The sequence below is a fragment of the Pseudobutyrivibrio sp. ACV-2 genome (assembly GCF_900107545.1).
Taxonomy (GTDB): Bacteria; Bacillota; Clostridia; order Lachnospirales; family Lachnospiraceae; genus Pseudobutyrivibrio.
In genome coordinates, this window is sequence record NZ_FNQZ01000003.1 from 163976 (window position 1) to 188203 (window position 24228).

Genomic DNA, 24228 nt, shown 5'->3' on the forward strand with positions numbered 1-24228 from the left:
ATTGTAGGCAACAAATTTATAATCTCTTAAGCGAGGCATTCTAAGCCGAGCGTAGAGATTATAAGTTTGTAGCCGTAACAATGGCCTCTCAACGTATATTATTCAATTCTAAATTATTATCTTTAGCCTTCTACAGAGTAGTTAGGAGCTTCTTTTGTGATGTGAATATCATGTGGATGAGACTCCTTAAGTGAAGCAGCAGAAATCTTTACGAACTTGCCGCGCTCCTGAAGCTCTGGAATAGTAGGGCATCCGCAATAACCCATACCAGAACGAATACCACCGATGAGCTGGAAGATAACATCCTCAAGGCTTCCAGTATAAGCAACACGTCCTTCAACACCTTCTGGAACCAGCTTCTTAGCACCTTCCTGGAAGTAACGATCCTTAGAACCGTTTTCCATAGCTGCAAGAGAACCCATACCACGGTAAACCTTGTACTTACGACCCTGGAAGAGTTCGAATGAACCAGGAGCTTCGTCGCAGCCTGCAAACATTGAACCCATCATACATACAGAACCACCAGCTGCAAGAGCCTTTGTAAGGTCACCAGAGAACTTCAAACCACCATCAGCGATGATAGGAATGTTGTATTCTTTAGCTACAGCGTAGCAATCCATGATAGCTGTAATCTGAGGTACACCAATACCTGCAACCACACGAGTAGTACAGATAGAACCAGGTCCGATACCTACCTTTACGGCATCAGCGCCAGCCTCGATAAGAGCTTTTGTAGCATCGCCTGTAGCAATATTTCCAGCGATAACCTGTAAATCAGGATACGCTGCCTTAACCTTCTTAACAGCTTCGATGATGTTCTTTGAATGTCCGTGAGCTGAATCCATAACGATAACGTCAACCTGAGCGTTAACAAGAGCTTCAACTCTTTCCATCATATTTCCAGTAATACCAACACCAGCTCCGCAGAGAAGTCTTCCCTGATCGTCCTTTGCAGCGTTAGGGTATTTAATTTGCTTTTCAATATCCTTGATTGTGATGAGACCCTTGAGCTTGAAGTTGTCATCTACTATAGGAAGTTTTTCCTTGCGAGATCTGCCAAGGATTTCCTTTGCTTCTTCTAAAGAGATGCCTTCCTTTGCAGTTACAAGACCTTCAGAGGTCATAGACTCGCTTATTTTCTTTGTGAAATCTGTTTCGAATTTGAGGTCACGATTTGTGATGATACCGATTAGTGTGCCATCTTCTTTTGTGATAGGAACACCAGAGATTCTGAACTTGCCCATAAGCTCGTTTGCTTCTGCAAGTGTGTTGTCTGGACCAAGGAAGAATGGGTCAGTGATGACGCCGTTCTCAGAGCGCTTTACTTTGTCTACTTCTTCAGCCTGTGCTTCGATAGACATATTTTTGTGGATGATACCAATACCACCTTGACGAGCCATTGCGATTGCCATGCGTGACTCTGTAACAGTGTCCATAGCAGCACTCATCATAGGAATGTTAAGTGTAATTTTTGAAGTTAATTTTGTGTGAAGATCAATAAGATTTGGGGTAACTTCCGAATACTGTGGAACCAGTAAGACGTCGTCGAAAGTAATACCATCACCGATAATCGATGCCATAGGGGGAACCTCGCTTTCTATAATTCATGACTGTAAAACTATAAAAGTTTTTAAAATTATATTTAACAAAGTTCACAATGTCAATGAGATATTTTGTTAAATTTTTACCAATGAAAATAAGCAGACAAAAATATTTAACAATTTTGTACCCCAAAATGAACAGAATTGGCCTTTTGCTTTATTGAAATTTATTTTCATTAGTTCTAATATATAATCACGACATTATGGGAGTGGGCACCGGTTTGAAAATATGTCCACTCTGGTAACTTTAAATGTCTCATATAATAAGGAGGATTTAGAAATGCCAAGAGCAAAACAGTCTATGGATGGTAACCAGGCTGCAGCACACGTAGCTTATGCGTTTACTGATGTTGCCGCTATCTACCCAATCACACCATCCAGCCCAATGGCCGATTTCGTTGACCAGTGGTCAGCAGCAGGCCTTGAGAATATCTTTGGAAATCAGGTAAAGGTTGTAGAAATGGAGTCTGAGGCAGGTGCTGCAGGTGCCGTTCACGGTTCACTTGGTGCAGGTGCACTCACAACTACATTTACAGCTTCACAGGGTCTTCTTCTTATGATCCCTAATATGTACAAGATCGCTGCAGAGCAGCTTCCTTGTGTATTCGATGTATCAGCTCGTACAGTTGCTACACAGTCACTTAACATCTTTGGTGATCACTCAGATGTTTACGCTTGTCGTCAGACAGGTTTCGCTATGTTATGCGAGACAAATCCACAGGAAGTAATGGATCTTGCTCCAGTAGCTCACCTTGCAGCTATCGAGGGTAAGGTACCTGTACTTAACTTCTTCGATGGTTTCCGTACATCACACGAAATCCAGAAGATCGAGAAGTGGGATTATGCAGATCTTAAAGAAATGGTTAACATGGATGCAATCAACGAGTTCAGAGCTCGTGCACTTAATCCAGAGCATCCTACAATGCGTGGTTCTCATGAGAACGGTGACGTTTTCTTCCAGCACAGAGAAGCATGCAACACATACTATGATAACTTCCCAGCAGTTGTTCAGAAGTACATGGACAAGGTAAATGCAAAGCTTGGTACAGATTACAAGCTTTTCAACTACTATGGTGCTGCTGATGCAGATAGAATCATCATCGCTATGGGTTCAATCAACGACGTAGCAGAAGAGGTTATTGATTACCTCAACGCACATGGCGAGAAGGTTGGTGTACTTAAGGTTCGTCTTTACAGACCATGGTCTTCAGAGGCATTCCTTGCTGCACTTCCTAAGACAGCAAAGAAGATCGCTATCCTTGATAGAACAAAGGAGCCAGGTGCTCTTGCTGATCCTCTTTACCTTGATGTTGCTACAACACTTCGTGAAGCAGGTCTTAACGACATCACTATCTGCGGTGGTAGATATGGTCTTGGTTCAAAGGATACTCCTCCTTCATCAGTATTCGCTGTATACAAGGAACTTGAGAAGGATGCTCCTAAGGCTAGATTCACAATCGGTATCGTTGATGACGTTACTAACCTTTCACTTCCAGAGGTTAAGCCAGCTCCTATTACTTCAGCTCCTGGTACAAAGGAATGCAAGTTCTGGGGTCTTGGTGGTGACGGTACTGTAGGTGCTAACAAGAACTCTACAAAGATCATCGGTGACCACACAGACAAGTTCATCCAGGCATACTTCCAGTATGACTCAAAGAAGACTGGTGGTGTTACAATTTCTCACCTTCGTTTTGGTGACAACCCAATCAAGTCTCCTTACTATATCAACCAGGCTGACTTCGTAGCTTGCCACAACCCAGCTTACGTTACACAGGGCATGAAGATGGTTCAGGACGTTAAGCCAGGCGGAGTATTCATGATCAACTGCCAGTGGTCAGATGAAGAGCTTGAGCAGAAGCTCAACGCTGAAGCTAAGAAGTACATCGCTGATAACAACATCCAGCTTTACACAATCAATGCTATCGATAAGGCTATCGAAATTGGTATGGGTAAGCGTACAAATACAATCCTTCAGTCAGCATTCTTCAAGCTCGCTGATGTAATGCCTATCGATGAGGCTGTTGATTACATGAAGCAGGCTGCAAAGAAGTCTTACGGTAAGAAGGGTGATGACGTTGTAAACATGAACTACAACGCTATCGACGCTGGTGTTGATGCTGTACATAAGGTAGAAGTTCCAGATTCATGGAAGAACCCAGTAGCAGATCCTGTTAAGCCAGAGCTTGAGGGACGCCCAGAGGTTGTTAAGATGGTTAAGAATCTCCTTGAGCCTATCTCTAAGATGGATGGTGATTCACTTCCAGTTTCTGCATTTACAGAGAATCCAAACGGACAGTTCGAGCTTGGTGCTGCAGCTTACGAGAAGCGTGGTACAGCTGTAACAGTTCCTACATGGGATCCAGAGAAGTGTATCCAGTGTAACCAGTGTGCATTCGTATGTTCACACGCTACAATCCGTCCTTACATGCTTTCAGAGGATGAAGTTAAGGCAGCTCCAGCAAACATCAAGCTTGCTGATACAAAGCCAAAGGCTTCTGAGTACAAGTACACAATGTCTGTATCTCCACTTGACTGTATGGGATGTGGTGAGTGTACAACTGTATGTCCAGTTGGTGCTATCACAATGGTTCCACAGGCAGAAGAAGCAGACGAGCAGCCAGTATTCAACTACTTAGTAGCTAATGTTGGACGTAAGGAAGCAGCAGGTTCTGACCTTACAGTTAAGGGCTCACAGTTCAACCAGCCACTCCTTGAGTTCTCAGGATCATGTGCAGGTTGTGCAGAGACTTCATACGCAAGACTTATCACACAGCTCTTCGGTGAGCATATGTATATTTCAAACGCTACAGGATGTTCTTCAATTTGGGGTGGTCCTGCAGCTACATCACCATTCACAGTTAACAAGGATTCTAAGAAGGGTCCAGCATGGTGTAACTCACTCTTCGAGGATAACGCACAGCACGGTTTAGGTATGGAAGTTGGTCAGAAGTACCTCCGCGAGCGCGCTATCGAGTCTGCTAAGAAGGCAGCAGAGGCTGGTTCAGACGAGCTTAAGGCAGCATTCGCTAAGTTCGAAGAGACAATCAACAGCACACGTGAGAACGGTGCAGCAACAGACGTACTCGTAGCTGAGCTTGAGAAGAACGGTTCAGAGGACGCTAAGGCAGCACTTGCTCTTAAGGATTACCTCGCTAAGAAGTCTGTATGGATCTTCGGTGGTGACGGTTGGGCATACGATATCGGATTCGGCGGTCTTGATCACGTACTTGCATCTGGCGAGAACGTAAACGTTATGGTATTCGATACAGAGATGTACTCTAACACAGGTGGACAGGCATCTAAGGCTTCTAACATCGGTGAAGTTTGCCAGTTCGCTGCATCAGGTAAGGAGATGTCTAAGAAGTCTCTTTCTGAAATCGCTATGTCATACGGTTATGTATATGTAGCTCAGATTGCACTTGGTGCTAACATGGCTCAGGCTGTTAAGGTTCTTGCAGAAGCAGAAGCTTACAACGGACCTTCACTTATCATCGGATACGCTCCATGTGAGCTCCACGGTGTTAAGGGCGGTATGAACCACTGCCAGGATGAGATGAAGAAGGCTGTAGAGGCTGGTTACTGGAACCTCTTCTCATTCAACCCAGACCTTAAGAAGGAAGGAAAGAATCCATTCACTCTTACTTCTAAGGAAGGTGACTACAGCAAGTATCAGGACTTCCTCAAGAACGAGACACGTTATGCTCGTCTTACAAAGGCATTCCCAGAGCGTGCTGAGAGACTCTTCGCACTCAACGAGGAGACAGCTAAGGAGCGTTACTCACACCTTAAGAAGCTTGTAGATCTCTATTCATAAGATATAGATATTCAAGATAATCTAAGCCCCGCGCTTTAAAAGCGTGGGGCTTTTTTTCTTGCGTCATAGTAGCGAAACTGATAAAATGATACTAGATATTGTGGTATTATCCGTAACGAAATAAATTAATTGTGTAATAAATTAAAGATAGCACTGTAATTAACAGCATAAATTAACACACTATAGTGATTAGATGAGCATTGTAGCTATCAATTATGAGTATTGCGCAGTGAGACATGCTAGTCGAACGTAGCTATACTCATGATTGATAGCGTAACAATGCGGACTAGGGATATACCAATATTTAATGCCTTAACAGTGCGAGCCATTAACTATTAGGGAGGAATTTATGAAGTGTCCATTTTGTGGTAGCAACGATACAAGCGTAATTGATTCAAGACCTGCGGATGACAATACTTCTATTCGCCGTAGACGTTCTTGCCCAGAGTGTGGAAAGCGTTTCACTACATACGAAAAGGTGGAAACTATTCCGCTTATTGTAATAAAAAAAGATAATAACAGAGAGCCATACGACCGCACTAAGGTTGAAAAGGGCGTTCTCATAGCTTGCCGTAAAAGACCAGTTTCTGCAGCTCAAATATCAAAAGTAGTAGATGAAATTGAAACAGAAATCTTTTCATTAGAAGAAAAGGAAATTCCTAGCACCAAAATCGGAGAAATCGTAATGGAACACCTTGAAAACGTTGATCCGGTAGCTTACGTTCGTTTTGCATCAGTTTACCGTGAATTCAAGGATGTTAATACATTTATGGATGAGCTTAAGCGAGTTCTTGATAAGTAAAATTAAGCTTTTATCCTTTCTATCCGATACACAGACATATAGATCAGAGAGATGAAATTAGTCTACGAGAAATGGAGACACATATGAATTTATCAGGTATTCGCCCATCAATGGAGTTTTACGATAACAGTTCAATAAGAAACAGACTAGATATTAATCCTATTCCTGTGGAACAGCCTGTAGAAGATATCACAAAAGATACCACAAAAACTTTTGGAGACGAACCTGCTGCTACAGTAGAGATTAGGTATGAAGGATTTGTTGAAGTCAAGAAAAATGTTGAAAAAGCTGTAAGTGATATGGAAGAGGACACAACCATTCATCAATATCAGTATTTTGTACAGGAAAAACCGGTGATTGATTCTTCTTCATTTAGAGGATTAGAGAATTTTTCATTATAAAATGGACAATAATTTGAAGCGCATCGAATGATGTGCTTCTTTTATTATGTGATTTGTTGTGCTACAATCATCTCCATGAGTAAACGTAATTTATATCCAAAAGACTATGTAGATAGTACTTATTCAATTAATTTCAAGGAGTTATATAACAAGGGGTATAGGGGTGTCATATTTGATGTGGACAACACTTTGGTTCCACATAACGCTCCAGCGGATGACAGAGCAAAAGCTTTATTTAAAGAATTACATGACATAGGCTTTGAAGCGCTTCTTTTATCAAACAATAAGGAACCAAGGGTCAAGACCTTCAAAGAGGCTGTCACCTATTGTTCCTACATTTATAAGGCAAATAAGCCAAGCGCCAAAGGGTACCAAAAAGCCATGGCTCAAATGGGTACAGACGAGACAAACACATTATTTGTCGGAGACCAGATTCTTACAGACATATGGGGCGCAAACAGAGCGGGGGTTCATTCTATCCTCGTAAAGCCAGTTCTTAAATGGCATGAGGAGCCTCAAATTATCCTAAAACGCTTCTTAGAATTTTTTATTCTTTTAGGATATAAAATGAACTTATAGCCTTCCCCTTGAGGGGAAGGTGCCCGGAGGGAAGAGATAATGCTTTAGCGTTATCTGCCACCCCGGCGAGGGGCGGATGAGGTGTTGTATATATAAAATTTATATAAACTAAAGGAGAACACATATAATGAAAATCGTAATCGCAAACGATCACGCAGCAACAGACCTTAAATTCGAAATCAAGGAGTACATTGAAAGCCTAGGACATGAGGTAATTAACATCGGCACAGATGATAATGAAAGCTGCCATTATCCAGAATATGGCAAAAAAGCAGCTGATATGGTAGCTTCCGGAGAAGTAGACCTTGGTGTTCTTATTTGTGGTACAGGTGTAGGCATTTCTCTTGCAGCCAATAAAGTAAAAGGCATCCGTTGCGGAGTTTGCTCAGATACAGCAACAGCTCGTCTTATCCGCCAGCACAACAATGCAAATATGATTGCATTCGGTGCTAGAATAGTAGGCTCTGAGCTTGCAAAAGATATTGTTAAAAGCTTCTTGGAGGCAGAATTTGAGGGTGGCGGAAGACATCAGATCAGAATAGATATGATTTCTGCTATTGAAAATGAGCAATAATTCTGATATACTTTTTTAGTCTCTGTGAGACTAACACGTAAATTATAGGGTTTTACCCATGCTTGTATATAGTTAGAGGAGGATTATTAGTAAATGAACGTACAGGTAGAAAATCTTGAGAAGAACATGGCAAAGCTTACAGTCACTGTTGACGCAGCTGAGCTCGATAAGGCTATCACAAAGGCCTACAACAAGCAGAAGAACAGCATCTCTGTTCCTGGCTTTAGAAAGGGTAAGGTTCCTCAGCACATGATCGAGAAGATGTACGGTGCAGGTATTTTCTATGAGGACGCTGCTAATATCCTTATTCAGGAAACATACCCACAGGCTTATGATGAGTCTAAGCTTGACATCGTTTCACAGCCAAAGATTGACATCACAGAGCTTGAAAAGGGCAAGGACTTCGTTTACACAGCAGAAGTTGCAGTTAAGCCAGAAGTTAAGCTTGGTAAGTACAAAGGTGTTTCTGTATCAAAGGTTGACACAAAGGTTACAGCTACAGAAGTTAACAACACAATCAAGGCTGAGCTTGAGAGAGCAGCTCGTACAGTTACAAAGACTGGCAAGGCAGCTAAGGGCGATACAGCAGTTATCGATTTCGAGGGCTTCGTTGATGGTGAAGCATTCGAAGGCGGAAAGGGTGAGAACTACGACCTTGAGCTTGGTTCAGGTTCATTCATCCCTGGTTTCGAAGAGCAGCTTATCGGACACAAGGCTGGTGAGGATGTAGAAGTTGAGGTTACATTCCCAGAGGAATACCACGCAGCTGATCTTGCTGGAAAGGCAGCAGTATTCAAGTGCCACATCCACGAAGTAAAGGGCAAGGATATCCCTAAGCTTGATGACGAGTATGTTGCAGATACAACAGAATTCGAAACAGTTGAAGAGTACAAGGCTTCAGTTAAGGAACGTCTTGAGAACAATAAAAAGGCAGAAGGCCGTCGTGCACAGGAAGACGAAGCTATCGCAAAGATCGTAGAAGATTCTGAGATGGAAATCCCAGATGCAATGCTTGACTACCAGGTTGAGAACATGATTAACGATTTCGCTAACAACATGGCTCAGCAGGGTCTTTCACTTCAGCAGTACATGCAGTTCACAGGCATGACAATGGATGCTTTCCGTGATCAGGTTCGTCCAGATGCACTTTCACGTACACAGTCTTCACTTGTTCTTGAAGCTATCGTTAAGGCTGAGAACATCGAAGCTACAGATGCTGACGTTGATGCTAAGCTTGAGGAAATGTCAAAGCAGTACGGCATGGAGCTTGAGCAGCTTAAGAACCTCGTTGGTGAAAACGAGAAAGAGTCTATGAAGAAGGATATTGCTATCGAAAAGGCAGTAGCATTCGTTATGGACAACGTTAAGGAGTCAGCTAGAAAGAAAGCTACAAAGAAGACAGAGGAAGAAGCTCCAGCTGAAGATGCAGAGTAATTCCTGTGTAGGTAAATCTAAAAAAGTATTAAAATTTTGTAAAATCCAACAATTTGTGATTTAAAAACATTATAATAGGCTTGTGCTGTTAAAAGCTAATGGCACAAGCTTATTTTTACATATGAAGGAGGCATAAATACATGGCAACAATTCCTTATGTCATTGAACAGAATTCTCGTGGTGAGCGTTCTTATGATATTTATTCAAGATTATTAAAAGATAGAATCGTATTCCTTGGTGAAGAGGTTAATGAGGTTACAGCGTCTCTTGTTGTAGCACAGCTTCTTTTCCTTGAATCAGAAGACCCTAGCAAGGATATCCATCTTTATATTAACAGCCCAGGTGGAAGCGTTACAGCAGGTATGGCTATTTATGATACAATGCAATATATCAAGTGTGATGTTTCTACTATTTGTATTGGTATGGCAGCTTCAATGGGTGCGTTCCTTCTTGCAGGTGGACAGAAGGGCAAACGTTTTGCACTTCCAAATGCAGAGGTTATGATTCACCAGCCACTTGGCGGAGCAAAGGGGCAGGCTACTGAAATCGAAATCGCTGCTAAAAACATTTTAAAGACTAGAGAAAAGCTCAATCGTATGCTTGCAGAAAACACTGGCAAGGATTACGAGCAGGTTTGCTTAGATACAGAACGTGATCATTGGCTTGATGCAAAAGAAGCTCTTGATTATGGTCTTATCGATGAAATCATTACAAAAAAGAATTAAGTCCAACATAGGGGGAATAACGTTCTAGCATTTTTAGAATTAATGAGGTTATTATGGCAAGAAACGAAGATAGAATTCGCTGCTCATTCTGCGGAAAAACACAAAATCAGGTTCGCAAGCTTATTGCAGGACCAAACGGTGCATTTATTTGCGATGAGTGCGTAGATATTTGTCAGGAAATCATCATGGAAGAGTTAGATGATTTCACACCAGCAGCTGAGGGTGATTCAATCGAGATTAATCTTCAGAAACCAGAGGACATGAAGGCATTTCTTGATCAGTATGTTATTGGTCAGGACGAGGCTAAGAAAGTCCTTTCAGTTGCTGTTTACAATCACTACAAACGTATCATGGCAAATCCAAACGATATCGATGTAGAGCTTCAAAAGAGTAATGTGCTTATGCTTGGACCTACAGGTTCAGGCAAGACACTTCTTGCACAGACATTAGCTAGAGTACTTGGCGTACCATTTGCTATTGCTGATGCTACTACACTTACCGAGGCTGGTTATGTAGGTGAGGATGTTGAAAACATTCTGCTCAAGCTTATCCAGGCAGCAGAATTCGATATTAAAAAGGCTGAAATAGGTATCGTCTACATTGACGAAATCGATAAAATTACTAAAAAGTCTGAGAATGTCTCTATCACACGTGATGTTTCAGGTGAAGGTGTTCAGCAGGCACTCCTTAAGATTATAGAGGGTACAGTTGCAAACGTTCCACCACAGGGTGGACGTAAGCATCCTCAGCAGGAGACTATTGCTATTGACACTAAGAACATCCTATTCATCTGTGGTGGTGCTTTTGAAGGTCTTGAGAAAATCATTTCTCAGCGTACAAACACCAGCGCTATTGGATTTGGTGCAGATGTCAAAGATAAAAATAACGAAAAGATTGATGAGCTCTTACAGCAGGCACTTCCACAGGATTTCATCAAGTACGGTCTTATCCCTGAGTTCATTGGACGTGTGCCTATCAACGTATCACTCAAGCAGCTCACAGAGGATGACATGATTCGTATCCTCAAGGAGCCAAAGAACTCTCTCACAAAGCAGTATCAGGCTTTATTCAAGATGGATGGAGTTAAGCTTGACTTTGAGGACGATGCACTTCGTGAAATCGCTAAAAAGTCAATTGAGAGAAAGACAGGTGCTCGTGGACTTCGTGCCATCGTAGAGAGTGTTATGATGGATCACATGTATCATGTTCCTTCAGATGAGAGCATCACAGAAATCTTAGTAACTAAAGATATGGTTGATGATAACCTGCTTCTCATTGATAAGGATTCAGATGAGGATGGCAGTGTTGTATCAATCGAAGATAAACAGGAAAAGAGCGCATAATCATGGTTATTCGTTCATGTAATCTTGAAACAGTATGTGGTCCTACATCGGAACTTCCCAAAAATGATTTACCAGAGGTAGCATTTGCCGGTAAGTCCAATGTAGGCAAATCATCACTTATAAATGCGGTTATGAACCGCAAATCTCTGGCTAGAGTTTCAGCACAGCCTGGCAAGACACAGACCATAAATTTCTACAATATCAATGATGAAATTTATGTCGTAGACCTGCCAGGCTACGGCTTTGCCAAGGCATCAGAAAAAGAGCGCGAGCGCTGGGGTAAGATGATAGAGACCTATCTAAACACTTCCGACATGATTCGCGCCGTTTTTCTTTTGGTGGACATTCGCCATGCACCATCTGCTAACGATAAGCAGATGTTTGAATGGATGGACTATGTAGGCTATGATCCTATAGTCATTGCCACCAAAGCCGACAAAATCAAACGCAGTCAGCTGGACAAACAAATCAAAATCCTTCGTGAAGGTCTTGGAGCAGGAAAGGACACTATCATAGTCCCATTTTCATCCCAGACCAAACAAGGCTTAGACACCATCCAGGACTTCCTAGACCAGGTAATCGAAAACGAAGCATCTTTAACAGATATAGAAGACCTAGACTAGTCATAGCCTTCCCCCTCTGGGGGAAGGTGTCAGCGCCAGCTGACGGATGAGGGCGTACCTACATGTTGAGAAAAACCAAATACCTATTCGTGCTACTCCTGCTCATCTCTATTAGTGTGGTGTGCACCTGTGGCACTTTTTTTTATGTAAAACTTAATAATAATGCTGCGGCATCTGATGACCTACTAATCATGACCAGCTGCAATCCAGTATATATTGCCACTTTAAATGTTGTAGATGGAATAGATGGCATTACAGTGCAGAACCTTTCCCAGCCTACAACAGGTTGCCTCCACGACTATACCCTTACTACAGAGGACATGAAGAATCTTTCTAAGGCAGACGTATTAGTAGTAAACGGTGGTGGTATGGAAGGCTATTTAGAGGACGTAATAGCAGCATATCCTAAACTTCCTATCATAGATACCTATGAATATGTTGAGCACTCTCCAGGCTTTGATGCATTATTACTTGCAGGTGAAGAAGGGGACCATGAGCATGAAGAAGCTGACGAAGAGCATCATGAGGAATCTGAAGAGGAACACCATCATCACGACCATGGTGAAAACAGTCATCTTTGGATGAATGAAATCCTCTACAATACCCAGGCGGCTGGCATAGTAAATGGCTTAGTAGAAGCCGATCTTGGAATTGATGAAAATGTTCTTTTAAGCAATTTAAAGTCTTATGGTGAAAAGCTTGAAACCATAGATAAGCAGGGGCTTGATAACAAATTAAAGGGACAGAATGTAGCTGTATTGCATGCAGCTTTTGCCTACACAGCCCAGTCAATTGGGGCAAATGTGGTCGCTACTATGGATTTAGATGAAGAACGCCAAGTCAGCGCTGGTGAAGTTAGTGAATTTTTAGATGTCATCCGAGATAACGATGTCAAAATCGTCTTTGCAGAATATGATTACGGAAATGCCATGGGTAAACTCATAGAAGAGCAGACTGATGCAAAAGTGGTTTATCTTGAGACATTGGTTCACGGCTCTTATAGTGCAGATGACTATGTAAAAGTCATAAATGAAAACTATTCAAAGATTAACAATACACTTTAATAGCTTGACTATAAATAGCGGCGATGCTAATATTTTAATATAAAAGGCGCTACCGATAGACGGTCAGCCCTAAACAACTTGAAACAGAAAAGCCGCTCCTAAGTTTGTGAGGCTACAGGGGCGGCTATTTCTTTGTCCTTGCCTTCCCCTCTAGGGGAAGGTGCCCGGAGGGAAGAGATAATGCTTTAGCATTATCTGCCACCCCGGCGAGGGGCGGATGAGGTGTTAACCTTCCTCCTTAGAGAATCAATAGTAATATCTGCCACCCAACAAGAAAAAGAAGTCAGCCCCAGCTGACAAATGAGGATCCACATGAAAAAAATTATCCCATGCGGTTTCCACTGTATAAAATTCATAAACCTAGGTGTAGCCTTCGGTGAACAGCAGGTTCTAGACAATATAAACCTCCATGTTCACTGCGGCCAGATGACAGCCATTGTTGGCAGAAATGGAGCAGGTAAATCCACATTGGTTAGAGCTATCCTTGGTGAAGTTCCATATACAGGGGAGATCCAATTCAAAAATAAAATGAATAACAACATGCCTAGTTTAAAGATAGGCTATGTTCCACAGACAGTAAATATCGACAGAAGCACACCGCTTTCAGTGTATGACCTGTTTCAGTCCTTTACAGGTAAGCTTCCAATACTTATTAACAGTAAAAAGGAGCATGACCATGTGCGAGAAGCTTTGGCAGAGTTTGATGTGGCAGAGCTGATAGATCAGCCAGTAGGAACACTTTCTGGTGGTCAGCTGCAGCGAGTGTTACTTGCTATGGCAGTGCACGATACACCAAATCTTTTGCTTCTTGATGAGCCAGTTTCAGGTATAGACAAAAATGGTATGGATGCTTTCTATGAAAAGATGAAATACCTAAAGGAGACTCATGATTTAGCTATTATTCTAGTGAGCCATGACCTGGACTATGTATACAAATACGCGGACAATGTCATCCTTATTGACAAGACTGTCACAGCAGCAGGCCGTCCTAAAGTGGTCTATGAGACAGATGCATTTAGAGATGTATTTGGAAAGGGGGCAGCAGGAAATGTTTAGTTATGCATTTATGGTGCGTGCCACCATCGCAATTCTTTTGATATCCCCTTTGTTTGGCATGGTAGGTACCATGATTGTCCAAAAGCGTATGGCATATTTTTCCGATGCTCTAGGTCATTCTGCACTGACTGGTATAGCAGCAGGTGTCATCATGGGCATCGGCAACACTACAGTTTCTATGATAGTGTTTGGAATATGCTTCGCCCTACTTTTAAACTATATCAGCAGAAAGGGCTTAAGCTCGTCAGACACATTGATATCAGTTTTTGCCAGCTGTGCCACTGCACTTGGTCTGGCTATTCTTTCCAGAGGTGGTAGCTTTAGCAACTACTCAGCTATTTTGGTAGGAGATATCCTCTCTATTACAGTGGCAGAGATTGTGCAGCTCATAGCCTTGTTTATTATCATTTTAGTGTTCTGGTGCATTAGCATTAACAGACTCACAGCTATCAGCATACATGCCACATTGGCCAAAAGCCGAAGCATTTCCGTCAGAGTAATGGAAGATGCCTTTGCAGTGCTAATCGCTTTGCTTGTAATGCTTTCTATTAAATGGGTAGGTATTCTGCTTATTAATGCGCTGCTGATTCTTCCAGCAGCCAGCAGCAGAAACATCTCAGAAAACTTTAGAGAGTACACCTATCTTTCTATTATATTTAGTATCTTTTCCGGTGTTGCAGGTCTTTTCGTATCCTACTACACCGACATGGCCACAGGTCCTATGATTGTAATCATAGCCAGCGTCATTTATTTTGCTACATATATATACGGCAAAGACCGCTAGCAGGCTCCCGCAAGGGAGCCTTTTATGATGCTTTATGACAAAATATCCATATTATGATTGATTATGATAGTTTATGAATCATTTATAAAAGTGGTAATAAGTAGTAATAAGTAGTAATACGAAAATAAAGTAGTAATAAGTTATGAAATGAAACTTAGAAAACATATAGGTCAAAACTATGAAGCTTTTATGATACTTTATGCTAAAATATGCAAATTATGATAGTTTATGCATTATTATGATAATAATTACATTTTATGCTTATTTATGATAGAATATCTTTAAAGAATAAAATGATAATGAGGTTCAGTTATGAAAAAAAATAATCCATTTACTCTGACTTTTGGAAAACAGCCTGGAGAATATATTTCCAGATATGAAAACACTGAAACAATTATAAGCACTTTTGAGGCTGATAATCCAATTAGTCAGGCATATTTGATTGAGGGTGTAAGAGGTAGTGGTAAGACAGTTTTAATGACAACTATAGCAAATCTTTTAGCAGATAAGCCTGAATGGGTAATTGTGGATTTAAATTCTACGCAGGATTTGGTAGCAGATTTTGCCTATAGATTAAATCATGCATGTAATAAATTTCCTGAAATAAAAAATGCGAATATAAATTTTTCTATTGGAGGTATTGGCATTGGATTGAGCGGTGGAGCTCCTATGCAAGACAATGTTAGTATTATCGAGGAAATATTGTTATCTCTTAGTAAAAAAGGAAGAAAAGTTTTAATTACCATAGATGAGGCTATGCCTAGCGACAACATGAGATATTTTGCTAGTCAATTTCAGATATTTATTAGAAAGGATTATCCACTTTATTTATTAATGAATGGATTATATGAAAATATCTACGCAATTCAAAATGATCCGGCGCTGACATTTTTGCTAAGAACGCCAAAGATTAACATGGAACCTCTTAGTATTCCACAAATTACAAAACAGTATAGACGGATTTTTGATATAGACATGGAATTTGCAAAGGAGATGGCTGTTATTACAAAAGGTTATGCTTTTGCATTTCAAGCTTTGGGAATGCTTTATTATGAATATAGTGATTCTCTTTCATGGGAGGCTATTCTTTCTAAATTAGATGATTTATTAGATGACTTTGTATATAAAAAGATCTGGGAAGGTTTGTCAGAAAAGGATAGAGAAATAGTAAGAGTATTAGGAACGGAGAAAATGAACTCTTCTGATATATGCAAAAAATTAGGTATTAACAATACGAGTTTTCCAAGATATAGAGATAGGCTTTTAAAAAAAGGAATACTATCTATTGTGAGTAGAGGAATAGTGGAGCTGGCACTCCCTAGATTCGCAGAGGTGATAGAATTATATCCCTAGAATTCTGTGACATTTCTGTGAAAATCCCCCATAATAAAAAATAGATGTTATAATAGTGCTACAAACGGACGGAAAAATGTTTGTAGCACTTTTTTAATAACGAAATTATTTTTTGAAAAATTTTACAAACAGGGGTTAATTTAATAACCGACCATCCGATATAAAAAATGTAAGGCAAAAATATTTGCCTTCCCCTTGAGGGGAAGGTGCCCGAAGGGCGGATGAGGTGTAAGCCTTCCCCCTCTGGGGAAGAGATAATGCTTTAGCGTTATCTGCCACCACGGCGAGTGGGAAGGTGTCAGCGCCAGCTGACGGATGAGGGCCGTATCTACCGCCTGAGAAAAAAATAAAAAAATTTTTCAAAAAGGGGTTAAGTAATCCCCCCATCATCCGATAACAATCATGTAAGGTAAATGAAACGGATTTCATTATCTTCGTAAGCAACATCAAAATCTAATATCGTTTTTCGACACAGGACAAGGATGTTAAGTATCGAAGTTAATTTCAAATCTATTTTTCCATTTATCGATTGTACATTCACAATTGAATATTTTATGCATACAGATGTTTCTATTCGCAGTTTTTACTTTTTACGAATAGTAGCTTGTTACTCAAATGTATTACTTGAATTATTTTTAATGACGAGATGACCATTGATATTTGCATGGAAGCAGAACTGGTCACTCATAGTATGTGCTTTCTGAAAAAAGAAACACATAATCCCATGGTATCTACAGTATGTCGCGCGAGTACTGTTGATTACATAGCCTAAGGGAAGGAGTCCCTACAGGCAGATAGAAATTATTGACAATAGTGTGTAATAACACATCTCTCCCAGGAATGGAATCCAGGGAGTATCTACAAGGAGGTAGAATTTATGGTAGTACAACACAATTTACAGGCACATAACGCATCTAGAATGCTCGGTATCACATCTAGCGCTCAGGCTAAATCTACTGAGAAACTTTCTTCAGGTTTCAGAATCAATCGTGCGGCTGACGACGCAGCTGGTCTTTCAATTTCAGAAAAAATGCGTAAGCAGATTAGAGGTCTTGATCAGGCATCTACAAACGCTCAGGATGGTGTATCTGCAGTGCAGACAGCTGAAGGTGCTCTTACAGAAGTTCACTCAATGCTTCAGAGAATGAATGAGCTTGCAGTTCAGGCATCTAACGGTACAAACAGTGAGACAGATCGTAATTCTATCCAGGATGAAATCGCACAGCTTACAACAGAAATTGACCGTGTAGCTGAGACAACAAAGTTCAACGAGACATACCTTCTTAAAGGTAATGCTCAGGGAGCTGAGGTTACAAAGACAGTAAAGGCTCATGATGCAGGTCTTGATGGAAAGCTTGTAGAGAATGCTACAAATGGAACAACAAAGTTTACACTTAACAAGAAGCTCGAAACTGGCGACAAAGTTATGATTGGTGGCAAGGAATACAACATTGGTTCTGGTAAGTCTACCGATAGCTATAGAAATGTATCTGATTTAAAGACAACAACAATGAAGGTAGGTGACAGTGTAACAGTAGATGGAAAGACTACTACACTTACAAAAGATGTAAAGGCATCTTCTGTAATTAGCACTACAGAAGTTGCAGGTGATCAGATTATTGCTAAGGATGGAACTGTATATCAGTACTATGCTGCAGGAACTAAAACAACCGCAGGTTGGTATGACAAGTCTACATATCAGGATACTGATTTATATGAAGCATCAGGAAATAGAAAGACTGTAGGTCAGCTTGCTGTTGAAGGCTCAACATGGAAACATGCTGATGCTAAGAGCGGTTTGAATGAGTTTAATATTGTAGAGAATATTAAAAATGGTGAAAAGTCAGCATTTGATTTGGGCAATGCTGGAAAAATCACTGCAGATAATGTTAAGGGTACAGATCTTGCCGCTGGTGATACAGTTACACAGAGTGGTGAGGAGAAAACTGCAGTAGCCACAGCTAATAAGACTGTCAAGACACTTCAAGAAGTTGCTCAGGCAATTGGCAAATTAGATAATACTAAGAAAGTTACCATAAGAAATATTGATGGATCAAATGAACAAGAATATAACATCGCTGAAACAGCTGCTCAGGAAGATAAGGCAACATTTACACTTACTCGTGAACACATTACAGAGCTCTTAAAGGAGGGACAGCAGGTTAAGGTAGATAATGCTGAAATGACAGTTGCAGGAGTTGAAGCAGCAGATTCATCAAAGATTTCAAAGGCACGCGCTTATACATTAATGGCAGAAGAGCTCCAGAAGGCATCATCTATTGGTGCAGACACAGAGGCTAAAGTTTTAAGCAACAACGATGGCACATTCGAGATTACTCAGGGTACTGTAACCTACAAGGATAAGCTTTCATTCAACCTTCACGTTGGTGCTGATGCTGATATGACAAACAAGATTAATGTTGATGTTGACGCTATGAGTTCAGCTGGTCTTGGTATTAAAGGCATTAATGTAGCTGATGATACAGGTAATGCTGCTACATACGCAATCGACGCCATCGCTGATGCTGTTGCAAAGGTATCTCAGCAGAGATCTGCACTAGGTGCTGTTCAGAATAGATTAGAGCACACAATCGCTAACGTTGATAACGTAGTTGAGAATACTACAGCTGCTGAATCACGTATCCGTGATACAGATATGGCTGAAGAGATGGTTAACTACAGCAAGAACAACATTCTTGCTCAGGCAGGCCAGTCAATGCTTGCTCAGGCTAACCAGTCAACACAGGGCGTACTTTCAATACTTGGATAATTTCAGTAAATTAACAGTATAAATCGCGCATACTAGTTAGCGACTAGTGAAATGTTGGGGGCTAGTTCCCTCTAGCCCCTAATTTCTAAATAAAGTGCATGCGCACACCTTTGAAACGGACTTCAACTGTACTTACACGGAAGTAAACCCAAATATAAACAAAGAAGAATCTCCTCCTCTGGAGATTCTTTTTTTGAATTCGAAAAATCAACTATTATATAATATATTACGTTGCCTACTCTTTACTAATTGTCAGCATCAAAATATGATGCTATTATATGTTTACAAGGAGATACAAAAAATATATGGCAAAAACAATTCTAAATGATGTCGAGGTTAATCACCTTATCGATGATATGACATTGTTTGACGATGATTTGATGACCCTTGTCTTTAACAAAAATATTTCAGCAACCGAACTTCTTCTTAGAATAATACTAGGCAGAAATATACGAGTCACAGATGTTGAGGCTCAGATAGAGATGAGAAGCCCAAATATCAAAGGTAGAGATATTACACTTGATATCTTAGCTATTGATGAAGATGGTGAAGAGATAAATATTGAAGTGCAAGGAAACTCAGAAGGTGCCCATGTTAGAAGAGCTCGTTTTCACAGTAGTGTAATTGATTCAAGAATGCTCAAGGAAAATAATCCATTTAAAATCCTACGAGACTCATATGTTATTTTTATTTATAAGCATGATAAGTTTGGAAAAGGGCTTCCGATATATAGAGCAGATAGAGTAATCAAAGAGACAGGTGAGGATTTTAACGATGGCTCACATATTATTTATGTGAATGGTAACTATAAGGGTAATGATGAAATAGGCAAACTTATGCATGACTTCCATGCAAAATCTTCTGATGATATGAATTTTAAAGAATTAGCTGAAGGAGTTCATTATTTCAAAGAAACTGAGGAAGGACGTGATGTTATGTGTGAATCAGTAAAAAATTATGCAATAAAATATGGTGAGGAACTTGTTGAACAGAATAAAATTGATAGTGTAAAACTTATTATGAAAAATATGAAGTGTACTTTAGATGAAGCTCTTAATACCTTAGAAATTAAAGGTAACGAGAGAAAGATTATTTCTCAGCAGCTTCAGAGATAATAATTCTTAGCTAAATTTTTAATCCCTACGTGACTAGTTATAGCCTTGTTGCATGACTAAAAACGTTGGGATTTTTTAGAAGAATGATGACCACAGAAAAGTGCTTTTCCCTGTCTAGCGTATAAATCTGTACCCATAAAATTATCTAAGACAGCTCTAGACCAATTATTTTGTATTGTCTTTTTAACAAAAAATGCTGCTTTATCAGAATCTCCCTTGCACCTATCAATAATTAATTTGTGATGTCCCCAAGGTACAGAGAACAAATCTCTAGTCCCAAATTTGCCACAAGCTGTGGCAAATTTGAATCAAGTTCATATAACTGATAAAAACGAAGCATATAGCGTATATTTCTACTAGAGAAACCAGAGTCAGTGTTAAAACGTTTTTTCAAATCATGGCTCAATTTATTATAAAAGTTACTACCATATTTCTTTTCAGCTTCACTAGGTCATTCAATCCAGAACAATCTACAGTTTTACAGCTTTGCTCAGAAGGGTTATTTAGAAAATGTAAGAGATACACTGGACTCACAGGACAATGAAGGTGTAGGAACCCATAGGGAACCCCACAAAATCATCTCTTTTTCCAAAAAGAAAGCTCAGAAAACTTGATAAATCAAGCTTTCTGAGCTTTCACAGTCAATGCGGAAGGCGGGACTTGAACCCGCACGCTCGCAATGAGCACAAGATCCTTAGTCTTGCTCGTCTGCCAGTTCCGACACTTCCGCATTTGCGTTAGTGACTGATGTCTCTTAACGACAAGAAGTATATTATCAAAGTATCCACAAAGAGTCAACACTAAAATTACATTAATTTCACTTTTTTTTAATAAAATATTTGCTAGGAGAGAAAAATGTGATATGAAACGATAACGTTTGTGCTAAATTAAATAGTGCGAACAGTGATGCTGAAAAAGAGGTTTATTATGGTATTTACAATAGTTGTCCTGCTTGTGACAATTTTCTATCTGGCTTTACTTGAACTATCAAAAAACATTCTATTAGGGTGGTGCATCGGAATCATTGCAATGGTTCTTATGCTGTTTGCCAGAAGAAAGATCACATTAGCTGGAAAGAAATCTTTTAAGAATTCTACATTACTTTGGATAGGATTTTTAGTTGTATTATGTGGAAATTATATTTTGACTGCTCCTCCTTATAAAAATTTACCTGCAGTAGATAACAAAAATCCTGAAGTTACTGAGGTGGTTCATATCCCTCAGGGTGACCTGACAGGAGTTTACAACGCAGACAAATCTGTAAAAGTCTATGCAGGCATTCCTTACGCTAAAGCGCCAGTTGGGGATTTACGTTTCAAGGAGCCACAAAAGCCAGATGGATGGGAGGGCGTTAGAGCCTGTGATGAGTTTGGTCCGATGGCTATGCAGCCTAGAGGAAATACTGCTTTTAATAGCTTGTCACACATTTTAGGCTGGCATGATTATGTGGTTCAGGCTGGTGATGAATTCCTGGAACCAATGAGCGAGGATTGTCTTTATCTAAATGTTTTTGCGCCTGAAGACAATTCTACAGAGTTAAAGCCTGTTATTTTTTATGTACATGGTGGAAGTCTTACCACAGGCCAGTCATCATATTCTGAGTACCGAGGTGAGGATTTGGCAAAGCAGGGCGTGGTATTTGTAAACTTTGCGTACCGGCTTGGAGTATTTGGTTATTATACAGCAGATGATTTAAAAGAAGAGTCACCTAATGGCACTACAGGAAACTACGGATTATTGGATCAGATTGCTGCTTTAAACTGGGTTAGAGAAAATATCGCCTACTTTGGAGGAGACCCTGACCAGATTACCATAGCTGGAGAGTCGGCTGGATCTTCTAGTGTAAATGCTTTGTGTGTATCACCATTGACAGAAGGCATGTTTAATTACGCAATTGCAGAATCCAGTGGTATTGTTGCGGTGGAACCATTTCATACATTCCGCAACTACGAGGAAGCTCTAACAGAAGGAAAAAAGGTACGAGATACATTCAAGGTTAGTTGTTCAGATGAATTAAGAAATATTCCGGCTGAAAAGCTATTAGAAAATGACTCAGACCAATCTGCCATGACAGTAGATGGCTATGCTATCATTGAGCAACCATATCTGACCTATGAAAAGGGAAACAATCATGAAAAAGCTTTGCTGAATGGCTTCAATGTAAAGGAATCTGATGCATTCATGCTTGATACAAGAGCTACAAAGGAAAACTATCAGGAGCTTCTAGCAGAAGCACTTGGTGATTATGCAAAAGAAATGGCAGATATTGTCCCGGCAGATAGTCCTCAAAGAGATCAGTATTTCATAGTTGATGCTTTAGGAGATGCAAAAGGCGCTTTAAATACTGCGTACTCGGCTATATGGTTTAGCTACTCTCATTATGTATGGAATAATTATATGATTGATCAAAATAGACCATCATATGAGTATAATTTTACAAAGACAAATAAATCCTTGTCAAACTATCATGCTGGTGAAATACCTTATGCATATGGAAATCTTTGGAGACACCCGGGCCTTTATGATGAAGAAGATTATAAGCTTTCAGAAATCATGCAAAAATATTGGGTGAATTTTGCCAAGACAGGAAATCCAAATGGACAAGGCTTGCCAAAGTGGAATCAAAAAAGCGATGACCCTAACCAGATTTTACAGTTAGACGTTGATATTAAGATGATTGAAGATCCAAATTTGGAGCTATACAAGGTAATAGATAAATATCAAAATTCTAAAAAAGAAAAATAATCATTAGGCAGTCTTTGACGGACTGCCTAAATAGGTTATACTTAAATCGGTGGGGTAGTTGGGAGACTATTAATGACTTTATCCGATTTAAATTTTATATTCAGAGGTATGCCTCTTTTTTTAATAATATATTATATTGTTCCAGCAAAGGTGAAGCCATGGGCTTTGCTTTTGGCCAGCATGATTTTTTATGCCCTTAATGACTATCTGTTGTTAGGGGTTCTTGTTGTATTCACTTTTTTAAACTATTTCCTTGCAAAACTTAATTTAAAAGAAAAAAAGTCAGCTTTCATAATAGCTGTCATTTTAAATGCGATACTACTCATAGGCTTTAAGGTGGGGGGGCGCCTGGATAAACACATCCTTTTGCCGCTAGGACTTAGTTTCTATGTGTTTAAAATGATATCCTATCAGGTGGATATTTATAAAAAAAAGATTCAGGAAATCAGCTTTGTTAATATGGCTGTATATTTTTCCATGTTTCCGCAGATTATTTCAGGTCCAATCAGCCGATATGATTTTGTTACAGCAAATAAATTCTGGACTCCGCCACAGAATCAAATCGGTAAAAAAGAACGATTATTTTCAATACTTTCTGAAATTGATAATGGCCTAAAGCTATTCGCAATAGGGCTTTTTATGAAGGTGATAATCGCAGATCATCTTGCAGTGCTGTGGGCCGATATAAAGACCATTGGATATGAGAGTATTTCCACACCTATGGCGTGGATTGGCGCCTATACTTATTCCATGAATCTGTATTTTGACTTCTGGGGCTATTCCTTAATGGCTGCCGGAGTTGGAATTATGCTTGGCTTTCCATTTATCGACAACTTTATTCAGCCCTATAGTGCCGTTAGTGTTTCTGATTTTTACAGAAGATGGCATGCTACACTTGGCAGCTGGTTTAAAGACTATATCTATATCCCTTTGGGGGGCAGTAAAAAGGGCAATGCTAGAACGATTCTTAATCTGTTTGTCGTTTGGGTGGTCACTGGATTATGGCATGGTATGACTTTAAATTTCATTATTTGGGCCATGGCAATTTTTGAAATAATTGTCTTTGAAAAGTTCCTGATTTCTAAAAAACAGATGGCACTTAAAATAATAGGTCGCATAAATGTGTTGGTGTTAATTCCTTGCACATGGGTAGTTTTTGCAATCCATTCCACTAGAAAAATTGGAACCTATTTCCTACGATTATTCCCATTTGTGGATAATGGCATCGCAGTAAATCGCAATGATGTCCAGCTTTTTATTCCACAATATTTACCATATTTAATCCTTGGAGTATTTTTTGCGCTGCCTATGGTTCAGTCATTTTACAAAAAGTACAAGGATAATATATTTGTGACTTTAATTATATTTGTTATGTTTTGGATATCTGTTTTTAGCCTTGCTAATTCTTCAGGAAATCCATTTATGTATTTACGTTTTTAGAGGTA

General features: G+C 39.9%; 20 protein-coding genes and 1 tRNA gene. 17 read left to right on the forward strand and 4 right to left on the reverse strand.

The window, feature by feature from the left end:
- Positions 1-122: 122 nt before the first annotated feature.
- Complete coding sequence (gene guaB / locus BLV53_RS05440; protein WP_090298226.1) at positions 123-1580, reverse strand: IMP dehydrogenase; 1458 nt, start codon at positions 1578-1580, stop codon at positions 123-125.
- A gap of 301 nt (positions 1581-1881) precedes the next feature.
- Between guaB and nifJ the strand changes: the two genes are divergently transcribed.
- The 15 genes from nifJ to BLV53_RS05515 all read left to right on the forward strand — a co-directional run bounded on the left by nifJ (position 1882) and on the right by BLV53_RS05515 (position 20038).
- Complete coding sequence (gene nifJ / locus BLV53_RS05445; RefSeq protein ID WP_090298229.1) at positions 1882-5415, forward strand: pyruvate:ferredoxin (flavodoxin) oxidoreductase; 3534 nt, start codon at positions 1882-1884, stop codon at positions 5413-5415.
- 349 nt (positions 5416-5764) lie between these two features.
- Entirely contained in the window at positions 5765-6217 is a 453-nt protein-coding gene (nrdR, locus tag BLV53_RS05450) for a transcriptional regulator NrdR (protein ID WP_090298232.1), read from the forward strand.
- 83 nt (positions 6218-6300) lie between these two features.
- Complete coding sequence (locus tag BLV53_RS05455; RefSeq protein WP_090298235.1) at positions 6301-6618, forward strand: hypothetical protein; 318 nt, start codon at positions 6301-6303, stop codon at positions 6616-6618.
- 75 nt (positions 6619-6693) lie between these two features.
- Entirely contained in the window at positions 6694-7197 is a 504-nt protein-coding gene (locus BLV53_RS05460; protein WP_090298393.1) for a YqeG family HAD IIIA-type phosphatase, read from the forward strand.
- Between the two features lie 127 nt (positions 7198-7324).
- The gene (gene rpiB, locus BLV53_RS05465; RefSeq protein ID WP_090298238.1) at positions 7325-7771 is read left to right on the forward strand and encodes a ribose 5-phosphate isomerase B; all 447 of its coding nucleotides are present in this window, start codon (positions 7325-7327) and stop codon (positions 7769-7771) included.
- Between the two features lie 93 nt (positions 7772-7864).
- The gene (tig, locus tag BLV53_RS05470) at positions 7865-9205 is read left to right on the forward strand and encodes a trigger factor (protein ID WP_090298240.1); all 1341 of its coding nucleotides are present in this window, start codon (positions 7865-7867) and stop codon (positions 9203-9205) included.
- Positions 9206-9345: 140 nt separating this feature from the next.
- The gene (gene clpP, locus BLV53_RS05475; protein ID WP_090298243.1) at positions 9346-9930 is read left to right on the forward strand and encodes an ATP-dependent Clp endopeptidase proteolytic subunit ClpP; all 585 of its coding nucleotides are present in this window, start codon (positions 9346-9348) and stop codon (positions 9928-9930) included.
- 50 nt (positions 9931-9980) lie between these two features.
- Positions 9981-11273 (forward strand): ATP-dependent Clp protease ATP-binding subunit ClpX, encoded by a 1293-nt coding sequence (clpX, locus tag BLV53_RS05480; RefSeq protein ID WP_090298247.1) that lies wholly within the window; start codon positions 9981-9983, stop codon positions 11271-11273.
- A 2-nt stretch (positions 11274-11275) separates the two neighbouring features.
- Positions 11276-11896 carry a ribosome biogenesis GTP-binding protein YihA/YsxC gene (yihA, locus tag BLV53_RS05485; protein WP_090298249.1) on the forward strand — a complete coding sequence of 207 codons (621 nt, stop codon included), beginning with the start codon at positions 11276-11278 and terminating at the stop codon, positions 11894-11896.
- A gap of 62 nt (positions 11897-11958) precedes the next feature.
- Positions 11959-12960 carry a metal ABC transporter substrate-binding protein gene (locus tag BLV53_RS05490; protein WP_090298252.1) on the forward strand — a complete coding sequence of 334 codons (1002 nt, stop codon included), beginning with the start codon at positions 11959-11961 and terminating at the stop codon, positions 12958-12960.
- Positions 12961-13272: 312 nt separating this feature from the next.
- Complete coding sequence (locus tag BLV53_RS05495) at positions 13273-14016, forward strand: metal ABC transporter ATP-binding protein (RefSeq protein WP_090298255.1); 744 nt, start codon at positions 13273-13275, stop codon at positions 14014-14016.
- Positions 14009-14800, forward strand: coding sequence for a metal ABC transporter permease (locus BLV53_RS05500; RefSeq protein ID WP_090298258.1), 792 nt, complete (start codon positions 14009-14011; stop codon positions 14798-14800). Before BLV53_RS05495 ends, BLV53_RS05500 begins: the two co-directional genes overlap by 8 nt.
- A gap of 312 nt (positions 14801-15112) precedes the next feature.
- A complete protein-coding gene (locus BLV53_RS05505; protein ID WP_090298261.1) occupies positions 15113-16153 on the forward strand; it encodes an ATP-binding protein in 1041 nt (346 codons plus the stop codon).
- 877 nt (positions 16154-17030) lie between these two features.
- A complete protein-coding gene (locus tag BLV53_RS17815; RefSeq protein ID WP_278335377.1) occupies positions 17031-18923 on the forward strand; it encodes a flagellin N-terminal helical domain-containing protein in 1893 nt (630 codons plus the stop codon).
- A 305-nt stretch (positions 18924-19228) separates the two neighbouring features.
- Positions 19229-20038 (forward strand): PD-(D/E)XK nuclease family transposase, encoded by an 810-nt coding sequence (locus tag BLV53_RS05515; protein WP_090298262.1) that lies wholly within the window; start codon positions 19229-19231, stop codon positions 20036-20038.
- Positions 20039-20094: 56 nt separating this feature from the next.
- Here BLV53_RS05515 and BLV53_RS17820 read toward each other — a convergent pair whose 3' ends face one another.
- From BLV53_RS17820 to BLV53_RS05530, 3 genes are all read right to left on the reverse strand, one after another.
- Positions 20095-20304, reverse strand: coding sequence for a DUF1016 N-terminal domain-containing protein (locus tag BLV53_RS17820; protein ID WP_090298266.1), 210 nt, complete (start codon positions 20302-20304; stop codon positions 20095-20097).
- Positions 20271-20444, reverse strand: coding sequence for a DUF1016 N-terminal domain-containing protein (locus BLV53_RS17825; RefSeq protein ID WP_090298269.1), 174 nt, complete (start codon positions 20442-20444; stop codon positions 20271-20273). The genes BLV53_RS17820 and BLV53_RS17825 overlap by 34 nt, the downstream gene beginning before the upstream one ends.
- A 239-nt stretch (positions 20445-20683) precedes the next feature.
- Positions 20684-20768 (reverse strand) — tRNA-Leu (locus BLV53_RS05530).
- 197 nt (positions 20769-20965) lie between these two features.
- Here BLV53_RS05530 and BLV53_RS05535 point away from each other — a divergent pair.
- Positions 20966-22783: a carboxylesterase/lipase family protein gene (locus tag BLV53_RS05535; protein WP_090298275.1), complete on the forward strand. Its 1818-nt coding sequence runs from the start codon at positions 20966-20968 to the stop codon at positions 22781-22783.
- 72 nt (positions 22784-22855) lie between these two features.
- Positions 22856-24223, forward strand: coding sequence for an MBOAT family O-acyltransferase (locus BLV53_RS05540; RefSeq protein WP_090298278.1), 1368 nt, complete (start codon positions 22856-22858; stop codon positions 24221-24223).
- The last annotated feature ends 5 nt before the right edge of the window (positions 24224-24228 follow it).

What these genes read in the sequence shown, in the direction of transcription:
- BLV53_RS05460 (WP_090298393.1), top strand. Translation starts at nt 6,694, where the DNA reads ATGAGTAAACGTAATTTATATCCAAAAGACTATGTAGATAGTACTTAT.
- rpiB (WP_090298238.1), top strand. Translation starts at nt 7,325, where the DNA reads ATGAAAATCGTAATCGCAAACGATCACGCAGCAACAGACCTTAAATTC.
- yihA (WP_090298249.1), top strand. Translation starts at nt 11,276, where the DNA reads ATGGTTATTCGTTCATGTAATCTTGAAACAGTATGTGGTCCTACATCG.
- BLV53_RS05500 (WP_090298258.1), top strand. Translation starts at nt 14,009, where the DNA reads ATGTTTAGTTATGCATTTATGGTGCGTGCCACCATCGCAATTCTTTTG.
- tig (WP_090298240.1), top strand. Translation starts at nt 7,865, where the DNA reads ATGAACGTACAGGTAGAAAATCTTGAGAAGAACATGGCAAAGCTTACA.
- nrdR (WP_090298232.1), top strand. Translation starts at nt 5,765, where the DNA reads ATGAAGTGTCCATTTTGTGGTAGCAACGATACAAGCGTAATTGATTCA.
- BLV53_RS05515 (WP_090298262.1), top strand. Translation starts at nt 19,229, where the DNA reads ATGGCAAAAACAATTCTAAATGATGTCGAGGTTAATCACCTTATCGAT.
- BLV53_RS05490 (WP_090298252.1), top strand. Translation starts at nt 11,959, where the DNA reads ATGTTGAGAAAAACCAAATACCTATTCGTGCTACTCCTGCTCATCTCT.
- clpP (WP_090298243.1), top strand. Translation starts at nt 9,346, where the DNA reads ATGGCAACAATTCCTTATGTCATTGAACAGAATTCTCGTGGTGAGCGT.
- BLV53_RS05505 (WP_090298261.1), top strand. Translation starts at nt 15,113, where the DNA reads ATGAAAAAAAATAATCCATTTACTCTGACTTTTGGAAAACAGCCTGGA.
- BLV53_RS05535 (WP_090298275.1), top strand. Translation starts at nt 20,966, where the DNA reads ATGGTATTTACAATAGTTGTCCTGCTTGTGACAATTTTCTATCTGGCT.
- nifJ (WP_090298229.1), top strand. Translation starts at nt 1,882, where the DNA reads ATGCCAAGAGCAAAACAGTCTATGGATGGTAACCAGGCTGCAGCACAC.
- guaB (WP_090298226.1), bottom strand. Translation starts at nt 1,580, where the DNA reads ATGGCATCGATTATCGGTGATGGTATTACTTTCGACGACGTCTTACTG.
- BLV53_RS17815 (WP_278335377.1), top strand. Translation starts at nt 17,031, where the DNA reads ATGGTAGTACAACACAATTTACAGGCACATAACGCATCTAGAATGCTC.
- BLV53_RS05495 (WP_090298255.1), top strand. Translation starts at nt 13,273, where the DNA reads ATGAAAAAAATTATCCCATGCGGTTTCCACTGTATAAAATTCATAAAC.
- BLV53_RS05540 (WP_090298278.1), top strand. Translation starts at nt 22,856, where the DNA reads ATGACTTTATCCGATTTAAATTTTATATTCAGAGGTATGCCTCTTTTT.
- BLV53_RS05455 (WP_090298235.1), top strand. Translation starts at nt 6,301, where the DNA reads ATGAATTTATCAGGTATTCGCCCATCAATGGAGTTTTACGATAACAGT.